Origin of the sequence: Actinotalea ferrariae CF5-4 (assembly GCF_000603945.1) — a bacterium.
GTDB lineage: Bacteria > Actinomycetota > Actinomycetes > Actinomycetales > Cellulomonadaceae > Actinotalea > Actinotalea ferrariae.
In genome coordinates, this window is record NZ_AXCW01000168.1 from 1 (window position 1) to 9,034 (window position 9,034).

The 9,034-nt window shown below is 71.3% G+C and carries 11 protein-coding genes; 9 read left to right on the forward strand and 2 right to left on the reverse strand.

Annotated features, from left to right (window positions below; all coding sequences use genetic code 11):
• Positions 1-234 precede the first annotated feature (234 nt).
• Positions 235-1,356, reverse strand: a complete 1,122-nt coding sequence (locus N866_RS13350) for a tyrosine-type recombinase/integrase (protein ID WP_034227159.1) — start codon at positions 1,354-1,356, stop codon at positions 235-237.
• Between the two features lie 632 nt (positions 1,357-1,988).
• Here N866_RS13350 and N866_RS13355 point away from each other — a divergent pair.
• The 4 genes from N866_RS13355 to N866_RS13370 all read left to right on the forward strand — a co-directional run bounded on the left by N866_RS13355 (position 1,989) and on the right by N866_RS13370 (position 4,185).
• Positions 1,989-2,849, forward strand: coding sequence for a hypothetical protein (locus N866_RS13355; protein ID WP_034227161.1), 861 nt, complete (start codon positions 1,989-1,991; stop codon positions 2,847-2,849).
• Positions 2,850-3,003: 154 nt separating this feature from the next.
• Positions 3,004-3,279: a hypothetical protein gene (locus N866_RS13360; RefSeq protein WP_155855367.1), complete on the forward strand. Its 276-nt coding sequence runs from the start codon at positions 3,004-3,006 to the stop codon at positions 3,277-3,279.
• Positions 3,276-3,851 (forward strand): hypothetical protein, encoded by a 576-nt coding sequence (locus tag N866_RS13365; RefSeq protein ID WP_034227164.1) that lies wholly within the window; start codon positions 3,276-3,278, stop codon positions 3,849-3,851. The genes N866_RS13360 and N866_RS13365 overlap by 4 nt, the downstream gene beginning before the upstream one ends.
• Before the next feature lie 19 nt (positions 3,852-3,870).
• A complete protein-coding gene (locus tag N866_RS13370; protein WP_034227166.1) occupies positions 3,871-4,185 on the forward strand; it encodes a hypothetical protein in 315 nt (104 codons plus the stop codon).
• A 372-nt stretch (positions 4,186-4,557) separates the two neighbouring features.
• Here the strand turns inward: N866_RS13370 and N866_RS13375 are convergent, their stop codons facing one another.
• On the reverse strand, positions 4,558-5,553 hold the full coding sequence (locus tag N866_RS13375) for an MEDS domain-containing protein (RefSeq protein ID WP_034227168.1): 996 nt from the start codon (positions 5,551-5,553) through the stop codon (positions 4,558-4,560).
• 579 nt (positions 5,554-6,132) lie between these two features.
• Between N866_RS13375 and N866_RS13380 the strand changes: the two genes are divergently transcribed.
• The 5 genes from N866_RS13380 (at position 6,133) to N866_RS13395 (ending at position 8,761) form a co-directional block, all read left to right on the forward strand.
• The gene (locus N866_RS13380; protein ID WP_052023038.1) at positions 6,133-6,621 is read left to right on the forward strand and encodes a GAF and ANTAR domain-containing protein; all 489 of its coding nucleotides are present in this window, start codon (positions 6,133-6,135) and stop codon (positions 6,619-6,621) included.
• A gap of 116 nt (positions 6,622-6,737) precedes the next feature.
• Entirely contained in the window at positions 6,738-7,262 is a 525-nt protein-coding gene (locus N866_RS13385; RefSeq protein WP_034227170.1) for a flavin reductase family protein, read from the forward strand.
• A 72-nt stretch (positions 7,263-7,334) separates the two neighbouring features.
• On the forward strand, positions 7,335-7,511 hold the full coding sequence (locus N866_RS21000) for a hypothetical protein (protein WP_155855368.1): 177 nt from the start codon (positions 7,335-7,337) through the stop codon (positions 7,509-7,511).
• Between the two features lie 67 nt (positions 7,512-7,578).
• Complete coding sequence (locus N866_RS13390) at positions 7,579-8,193, forward strand: hypothetical protein (protein WP_034227171.1); 615 nt, start codon at positions 7,579-7,581, stop codon at positions 8,191-8,193.
• On the forward strand, positions 8,129-8,761 hold the full coding sequence (locus N866_RS13395; RefSeq protein WP_034227174.1) for a hypothetical protein: 633 nt from the start codon (positions 8,129-8,131) through the stop codon (positions 8,759-8,761). Before N866_RS13390 ends, N866_RS13395 begins: the two co-directional genes overlap by 65 nt.
• Positions 8,762-9,034: the final 273 nt, after the last annotated feature.

Sequence of the window (9,034 nt, forward strand, 5' to 3'; positions counted from 1 at the left end):
CACCCTCATCTGCGAAGAGCCATCATGGGTTGCATGCCCGACCACTTCAGGCGGCTCCAGATCACCCCACGCTCGTCCGGGCGCGGCACGTGGTGCAGCTATCGCACCTCAATCGGAGAGGGAGGCCGCAGCGGCCACGGCGACACCGGCATCCGTGGCGAGCATGGTCCGTCGATCGCTTCGCCAGCAGGAAGAGCAGCGCGGGCGTTGCAACTCCCCGCACGGCTCAACGGACTACGTCGATCGGCGGCTTACGCTCTCGAAGGCGGCGAGCGCCTTATCGTCGGCATCGGGCAGCGTGTGCAGGTACTTCTGCGTCGTCATGATCTGGGAGTGCCCCATGCGCTCCATGACGGTCTTGAGGTCGGCGCCGCCGGCCAACAGCCACGAGGCATGGGCGTGTCGAAGGTCGTGCATGCGGACGTTGAAGTCGACGCCGGATCGCTCGATGGCCGGCCTCCAGTATCGGGTGTTGAAAGTCGCGCGGGACAGCGGTTGACCGCCGACCGCCTCGCGTGACGGGAAAAGCAGGTCGTCACGGCCGAGGCCGAGGATGGCGATCCGAGATGCGAGGACGTCGAGGAGTGCTTGCGAGACCCGCAGGGTCCGTGGCTCGTCGTTCTTCGGGTAGGCCTTGACGATCATCCGCTCGCCGGTGGGGGAGTCCTTGCGAGACACCTCCACGATCGTCTCCTCGACCGTGATCGAGCGCCGGAGGAAGTCCACGTGCCGCGGACGCAGCGCGACGAGCTCACCCCAGCGGAGGCCGGTCTCGATCGCTGTCATCACCAGGGGTTTGAAGCGGTCGGGGACCTCGGCGAGCACGGAGGTGTACTCCTCGGGAGTCAGTGTCCGTGCTCTCCTCGCGACGACCTTGGGAAGCTCGGTGTCCTCGCACGGATTGAAGGCGATGAGCCGGTCGCGCACCGCCCGGGAGAACACCGAGTGCAGCATCACGTGGTACTTGGCGATCGAGCGCGGCGACAGGCCCTGCTCGACGGCCCGCGTGACCCAGTCCTGCACCGTCGACGGCATGATGCGGGCCAGCGTCATCGCACCGAAGAACGGCACGAAGTGGTTGCGGAGGTAGGACACGTAGCCAGCTCGGGTGCTTACCTCGAGGTGTCGTGACGGAAGCCAGACGTCCTCGGCGTACTCGCGGAAGGTGATGGTGCCACCCCGCGGGTCGATCCACGTGCCGTCGGCGACCTTCCCTTCCGCCTTCATGGCCGCCTTCAACGCTTCCCGGCTGGTGGAGAATGTCCCGGCGGTCCGCTTCTCGCCGAAGGGGTCGCGGTAGCGCCCTTGATGTCGGACGGAGCCGTCGGCGCTGCGACGCTTGGAGACCCAGGCCATTGCCACGACCTCCCGTCCTTGGCGTGTGGGCAGAATGTGGGCAGACGACGACGAACAGAGGCGGCCAGCTGCGAACAGTGGCGAACCTGCAATCCTTCGCTGACCTGCATGTTTGCCTGCGAACAGCCTACTCAGCGCCGTGCGCTGGCGGTAGTGCGCTCGGCTCATAACCCAGAGGTCGCAGGTTCAAATCCTGCCCCCGCTACTGTGGGAACCTGCGAACGCAGGTTCACGCGAAAGCCTCCCGGGATCACCCGGGAGGCTTTCGTCTTTCCCGGGCTGGTCCTCGACGGAGCCTGTCGCGGGCCGGGGGCGCGACTCGTGACGCGAGGCCTTCAGCATGTGCGGCTGCTCACCCGCTGCCCAGGCACGCATCGCGCGCCCGCCCTCTGCTACCCCGGCGCCGCCTGCACCGACACTGCCACGGCGGTCGCCTCGGGTAGGCACCGGGTGCGCACCTACGACGTCGCGGGCGACCTCCTCCGGCATCGAGCAGGCTGCGGTGCAACGCGCTGCTCAACGCCCGGGCACGGCTGGTCGAGAGACACCTCGCCCGGTGCTCGTAACGACGTAACGTGCACGGCGGGGGTGGCCGGTCCCGGCCACCCCGCCCCCGACGTGAGGAGCGACCCGTGGCCCGACTCGCGTACGCGCCCGGCGACTGGGTGGTCGTCCCGCTCGCGGACGGCACCTTCGCGCCGGCACGCGTCGTCAGGGTGCCCGCGCGCCACGACACCCTGACCTACGTGTTCGCGCCGCGGGCGACGCCGCCCACGCTCGACGACGTCCGCGTCCTCGACCCTGGCGACGCCCTGCTCGCCGTCAACGTGTCCGGGCTCGCCGTCGGGAAGACGTGGACGGTCCTCGGTGGGCGTGACGACTTCGACCCGGCTGCGTGGCCGCCCCCCGAGGTCGAGACGGAGGTGCCGTTCCCCGACGGGACGCTCCTGCGGGTGGAGCGGGTGGACGAGTCCCTGCGCCGTGTCGACAGCCGTCACGTCCCGCTGAGCGAGCGCGGTCGGCGCCAGCCCGGCGGCGCGTTCGGAAGCGTCGCCCTCGAGCGGTGGATGCCTGTGCAGCTGGAACGGGGTGCCCTCCGGCCGGTCCGCGAGCAGGTGTGGTGGCCAGGGGAGACGGCCCGGTGGCCCGACGACGTCGTGGGTCACGCCCCCGTCTGCGCGTCCGACCCGGCGTCGACGCCCGAACCGGCCGCCCTGCCGGCCCGCGTCGCCGTCGTCCTCCCCGGACCCGACGGCGCCGCGGCAGCGCGCAGCGTGGAACGCGTGCTGCACCGCGCGCTCCGGGGCGTCGCCGAGGTGGATGGCACGCTTCTGAACCCCGACGGCGGTGAGGTGTGGGTCTATCCGCAGGACGTCTTGACCACCGTCGAGGCGGTGCGCGGTGCCCTCGCCGGGAAGCGCCTGCCGGAGGGCAGCCACCTCCTCGTCCGCGTCGGAGACGAGGACGAGGACGTGCGCGCACCGCTGCAGTGACGGACGCGCCGGGGGCGGGCCCGTGGCCCGTCGTCGGTGCCGCTCGAGGAGCTCGACCCGCGCGCATCGGGCCAGGCTGCCGATGACGGCCCGGTCGGCGGTTCCGCCGTGGGAGCCTGACCGGGCACGGGACGACGTACCGGAGATGACACAGGTGGACTCTGAAACACGGGCGCGGCCACGGGTCCGTCGTGCCGTTCTCGTCACCGCAGCGGCAGCCGTCGTCGTGCTGTTCGCGGCTCTGGCGTACGCCGCGCTCGCGTGGAAACGCGCGGACCGGGCGTGCTCGACGGACGTGTACTGGCCCGAGGGCGCTTCGATGGCGGGCATCTCGTGGTCGTGGCTGCCGCCGGGTTTGGAGTGCACGTACTCCGACGGGACGGTGCACCGGTCCCTGTGGTTCTCGATCCCGTCCGGTGGCGAAGGGTGACGGGCTGGCTGGACCTGACGCGGGTCGAGGCGGAACGACGGTTCGGGGAGTGGGTGGCGTCCGAGCCCGAGCGGCGGGCGGTGCTGCACGAGTGGGCGGCTCGTACCGGCGGGCCGGTGCTCGAGCCGACCCGGGAGAGCCTGCGCTCGCTCAACGAGTGGTACTTCCAGCGGGCCGTCGAGGCCCAGGAGGACACCTCGCCGGGCCGTCCGCCGTGGGCATGGGAGGCGAATCTTGACTTCGTGCCCCGGCCTGGTGGTCCGCGCCCGGCGTCGGACGCGCTCATGAGGCTGTGGGATCTCGTCGTCGTGCACGTCGGCGACGTCATCCGGGCGCAGGTGCCTGGCGCCGAGTGGGCCTGCGTCCGCACCAAGGACCGGCGCGATGACCGCAATGGCAAGCCGATGATGGACATCGGCTGGCCCGAGAACCCGGCCGATGTGATCCCGCTCGCCCACGGCAGCGTGCCCGACGCCGTCTGCAACGGGGCGCCCTTCCGGCCCGACGAGCTCCACGGCGACGTGGTCGTCATGCTGGACCAGCTCGCCGCGTACCGGGCGCGGCAGCACTGAAACTGATCAGGAGGTCAGGATGGGGCAGGGAGTGCTCATCACCCGGGGAGTGCCTGCCGACCTTCTCGGTTCAGGTGTCCCGTCGCTGGAAGAGGAGCGCACCCGCTCTCGGCTCGCCGACGTCGGCCTGGACCTCAAGGGCGAGGAAGAAGGGCTCCTCGAGGTCGGTGCGGGCAGCGTCTTCTGGCAGGTCATGCTGGTACGGGACGCGCAGGGACGTGTGGCCGCGCTGGAGGGCGAGGTCTACGAGGACGAGCCGTTGTCCGCGACTGACGTTCAGCTGATGTACGAGGCCCTCCGCGATCTGGCGGCGGCGCTCGGCGCGCGCGCTTGAGTGGACGCCGGATCTAGGTGGGAGGAGCTGACGCCGTCGCGCCGGGGGGAGCTCGTAGCGGAGGGTCGGGCGCGGGCGACCGCACCCTGACTGTTGCGCCGCGATCGCCGGGTGTCTCAACAGAGTGCTTCGATACGCGACATGACTGGGCCCCGGGGTGTGCAGATGCCCATGCATGAGTGCTTGACCTGGGGCGATGTCCGATGTCTCAGACGACGTTCGCATCTGTGGGTGATCCCCCCGCTACACAGTGACGAAGGCCCGGACCTGATGGTCCGGGCCTTCGTCGTCGGCGGACGGAGCCGCCCGCTCTTCGCCACGTCGGAGGAGAACACCGGGCATCCGCCGAGACCGCTTCCGCTCACGGCACGGCTACGACCGGACGGCGCGGTCGCCTGCAGCCGACGCCTGCGGGCCCCCAGGGGCGAGAGCCACCATGTCGTGACCGACGCTGAAGCGGACCGTGTAGCCGTGGCGGTCCGTGCGGTGACGGATGTCAGCGAGCATCTGGAGCAGGATCCACATCCCGCGGCCGGATCCCTCGTCGACGGGGGCGGGCACCAGGCCGACGAGCGGATGCGGTCCGGCCCCTGCATCGGTGACCGAGATGGTGAGCCGTCCGTCTCGGGTCCACGCCTGGAGGCGCGCGGGTCGCTGTCCGTGCAGCGAGCTGTTCGTGACTGTCTCGCTGACCGCCAGCACAGCCGCGTCGATGGCGGCCGCGGGCAGGCTGATCGCGGTGCCGGGCTCGCGGATCGCCCGACGTGCCGCGACGGCGGTCGGGTTCGTCAGGGACAGCTGCGGGGCCGTCGCCTCGATGGGGTGGCGGGGTACGTCGAGGTAGGTGCCGATGTGGACGTCGAGGCGCGCGAACCGCTCACTCCGTTCACGGCCGCCTGCGGTGAGCACATGGGGGTGGCTCGTGGCGAGGTCCTGCAGCATTCCCGCGTCGAGCCCGTCGGTGGCGTACGCGCACGTGCTCCACACGCGGTGCTGCGCGAGCAGACGGTTGGCGGCGGCCTCGTAGCGACGCCACTCGTGCCACGCGTCCGGGGCCATGCGCGGCATCTGGTTCACGACGCGCAGGCGCGGCCCTTCCCCGAGCGTCGACAGGACCCGCTGGAACTGGCGGAGGTCGCGACCGGGGAACCGTGCGCGCCCGGACCGGGGCACCGCGACGATTCCGGGGACGCCTGGTACTGCCGTCAGCATCACGTCGACGAACGCGGGCTCTCCGACCAAGACGACCCGGTCGCCGAGATCGGCGCCGTCCAGCACGAACGGCACCATGAGATCGACCAGTGCCGTCGCTCCGTCGTGCAGGACGAGGTCGTGCTGGAAGAGGGCTTCCGGGACACCGGTGGTCATGCTTCCCCACGCGCGCCGAGATCGTGCGAACGGCGCGAGCGCCGCGCCGCGGCGCCGTCGGCCCTGGGGGCGCCGTGACGTCCGGAGAGGTCACGAGCCCGTCGACGACGCACGAGTCGGCCACCTGGCCGGCCGACCGGGACGACGACGGCCGTGCTCTCCGGTGCCGCGAGAGGGAGCGGCGCGTCCCCCGTCCCATGGCCACCACCGGTCGCCGACCGTCGGGCCGTGAGGTCCACGTGCATGAGCGGCTCCACCGCTGCCGGTGCCCGCCACCCTGGGCTGTCAAGGTCGACACCGGCGCACCGCCACCGTAGGTGGCTTACCGTGGCCTGTCGACCTGTGCTGCGCCGTCCGACCGCCACGTGCACCGAAGGGGACCATGATGGTAGAGGCACACGGCCGTGGGCAGCCGTCCACCTCCGCAACCGGGACCTCCGACGGGCAGGACGGGCTCGCGGCGCAGTTCAGCGAGTTCGCCCGGACCGTCCAGCAGCAGCAGGACCCCCACGAGACGCTCGTGGAGGGGGGCGCCGCCGGGTCACCTCTGAGGCCCCTTCCAGTGAGCTACCGAGGATCGTGGACGAGCTGCAGGAGACGCTGGGCGAGGGTCCGTGCATGACCACGGCGTACGAGCACCTGACGGTGAGGGCGCCCGACCTGGCCACCGACGACCGCTGGCCGCGATTCGCCGCTGGAGCGGTCGCGGCCGGTGCCCTGGGCATGCTGGCGTTGCAGCTGTACGTCGAGGGCGACGACCTCGGTGCGCTGAACCTGTTCTCGCGGAAGGCCGGGGCGCTCGACGACGAGTCCGAGCACGTCGGTCTGTTGTTCGCCGCCCACGCGGCGGTCGCGTACTCCGCTGCGCACGAGCAGGCGGCCCTCTCGCGGTCGGTGGCGACCCGGCAGGTCATCGGGCAGGCCCAGGGGATCTTGATGGAGCGGCACAAGGTGACGTCGGAGCAGGCGTTCGCGATGCTGGTCCGGGTCAGCCAGCACCGCAACGAGAAGCTGTGTGACGTGGCGCAACGTCTCGCCGACAGTGGTCAGCTCGACGAGAGCCGCTGAGGCGGTCCTCGAGCGGCTCATCGGCGGACGACCGGACCCCGGGGCCGTGATCCGCGTGGGGCCACGGACGGCTCCGGATCGCGTGGCCGTCTCCGACGGCCTGCCAGAATCGTTCGATGGGGCGTTCAGGGGGCATCGAGACATCTCGTCCGGTCGAGGACGGCGAGGCGACGGCGGTCGACGAAGAGGCTTTCAAGGCCGTCTTCCGCCGCCACACGAGCAGCGTGGCGGTGGTGGCCGGCGTCGTGGCGAGTGTGCCCTTCGGCTTCACGGCGACGTCCGTGACCTCGGTGAGCGCGCGGCCGGCACACTTCACGTTCTCCGTGGCGGCCGCCGCGTCCGTCGCCCCTGCGGTCGGGGCGTGCCGGACGGTGAGCGTCAGCCTGCTGGCTCACGACCAGGTCGAGGTGGCGCGACGATGCGCGACGCGAGGGGTCGATCGCTTCGCCGAGGGTGACTGGGCGACGCTCGGCGGCGACCCGGTCGTCGCCGGTGCGGTCGCCTGGCTCCACGGAGCCGTCGTCCATCGGATCGACGTCGCGAGCAGCACGCTCGTGGTCGCGCGCGTCCTGGAGCAGCGTGTCGTGCGAGACGTGGCCGGCCTCGTCCACGTCAACCGCTCCTACCATCCCTCGCCGTGACGCCGGTTCCGCAGACACGCCGTCCAGTCACCGAGACAGTCATCGAAGCGGTGACTGTCGTGTGAGAGTGTCGTGACACGGCACGAGCCGCACTTCACCGCAGCGGCGGTCATCGCCGACTGCCGACCCTGGGGGGCCACTGTGAGCGACCAGCAGAAGATCGAGAGCATCGTCACCCGCCTGACCGAGCAGCAGGCGAAGACGTTCGCCGTCATCCCCGCCGGCTGGAACCACGGCGCGAAGATCTGAGCACTGGAGGGGGTCGCCACAGGGGCGGCCCCCTCCGGCGTGTCCGAACCGAGAAAGGGCTGGCACCGTGGACTTCGTCAGGTGGGCACGTGAGCTCGCGCGCTCGATCGCGCCGGAGACCGTCGCGCCGGGCTTCATGGAGCGGCTCCTCGTGGCTGCGGCGCCGACCGAAGCGCGACCGGAACGGACTATCGCCGCCCCCTACTACCTGACGGACCTCGGAGTCCGGAGCTTCGAGGACCCCGCCAGGTTCCTCTCCCTCCACGCCGACGCCCTCGAATGGCAGCTCCCGAGCGCAGAGGAGTCGGCGCGCCTGCTGCTCGCCCTGCCGATCGCCGATCTCGCCGACCACCTGGACGCGTTCGTCCTCCTCACCGGGGACTACGACACCGCGGCGGCGGCGGTCCGTGCCCGTGAGGCCGAGATCGCCGGGAGTGGTCTGCACCGTCTCCAGCTGTTCGCCGGGGTCCTCATGGCAGCGGTCGGAGACGTGTGCTGCCGCCGGTTGCTCGATGCTGCCGCCGTGGCCGCGCACGCGCCCACGGACATGTTCAACACGGCATCGCCGTGCGGCCGCCGAGATCAAGCGCTTCGGTTCGGCGCGGACGGGCCTGACGATGCTCGACGAGCTGGACCGGCAGATGGCGGGCGCAACGCAGGGGCAGGCACTCTCCGACGGTGACCTGCGCGCGCTCCTCTCCGTCACGGCGAACCTGCGCGCGCTGGCGTTCCTCATGCTGAAGGAGTGGGCCCGCGCCGAGGCGGAGATCGCACGGTCGCGCGAGCTGGCCACGCTGACCGACCTGAGGGCCGTGCGGCTCGAGGAGTCGTCGCGTTATGCCGCCCAGGAGAACATCAACCTCGCGCAGATGCTCATCAAGGACGGCGACGGGGCTCGAGCCGTCACCACGCTCGAGGAGAACGTCGAGTTCTGCCGCGAGCACGCTGCGGACTACCTGAGTGAAGCGCTGTCCGCCCTCGCCTATGCGCAGTTCCTGCACGGCGAGCACCGCGTGGCCGCGCGGACAGCAGCCGAAGCCGCGTCCCGCGTCGCCGAGGAGGCGAGCCCCGTGCGGCTCCAGGTCGCACGGGAGATCAGGATCGCTGCCCTCGCGGGTGCGGGCGACAGCGGCGGCGCCGCCGAGGAGCTCCACCGCATGGAGCGCGATCCTCTCGGGCTCGAGCTGAGCAGGGCCGACGTGCTCGCGGCGGCCCGTTCCAGCGACGTCCCGAACGCCACGCGCCGGTGACCGACACCGGGTCGGCCGCCATCGTGACGCAAGCCATCCGTTGGATCGCTCGTCGCCCGAGGTCCGAGCGGCCGTCGACGACGTCGTCCCCGCGGAAACGAGAGCCGAGCTCGCGTGGACCATCGCCGGCGTCGGGCACGGCGCGGAGGGCTGGTGGCACGGGGCGGACGTCATCGCGCGGTCCGCGGACGACCGCGGAGTACCGAGCAGGTCGCCGTGACGGATGGGTACCGTGCGCACGCGTCCGTTCAGCCCTGATCCACCGGCCTGAGG

What these genes read in the sequence shown, in the direction of transcription:
- N866_RS13395 (WP_034227174.1), top strand. Translation starts at nt 8,129, where the DNA reads ATGCTCGACGAGCTGGACCGGCAGATGGCGGGCGCAACGCAGGGGCAG.
- N866_RS13370 (WP_034227166.1), top strand. Translation starts at nt 3,871, where the DNA reads ATGGGGCAGGGAGTGCTCATCACCCGGGGAGTGCCTGCCGACCTTCTC.
- N866_RS13350 (WP_034227159.1), bottom strand. Translation starts at nt 1,356, where the DNA reads ATGGCCTGGGTCTCCAAGCGTCGCAGCGCCGACGGCTCCGTCCGACAT.
- N866_RS13385 (WP_034227170.1), top strand. Translation starts at nt 6,738, where the DNA reads ATGGGGCGTTCAGGGGGCATCGAGACATCTCGTCCGGTCGAGGACGGC.
- N866_RS13375 (WP_034227168.1), bottom strand. Translation starts at nt 5,553, where the DNA reads ATGACCACCGGTGTCCCGGAAGCCCTCTTCCAGCACGACCTCGTCCTG.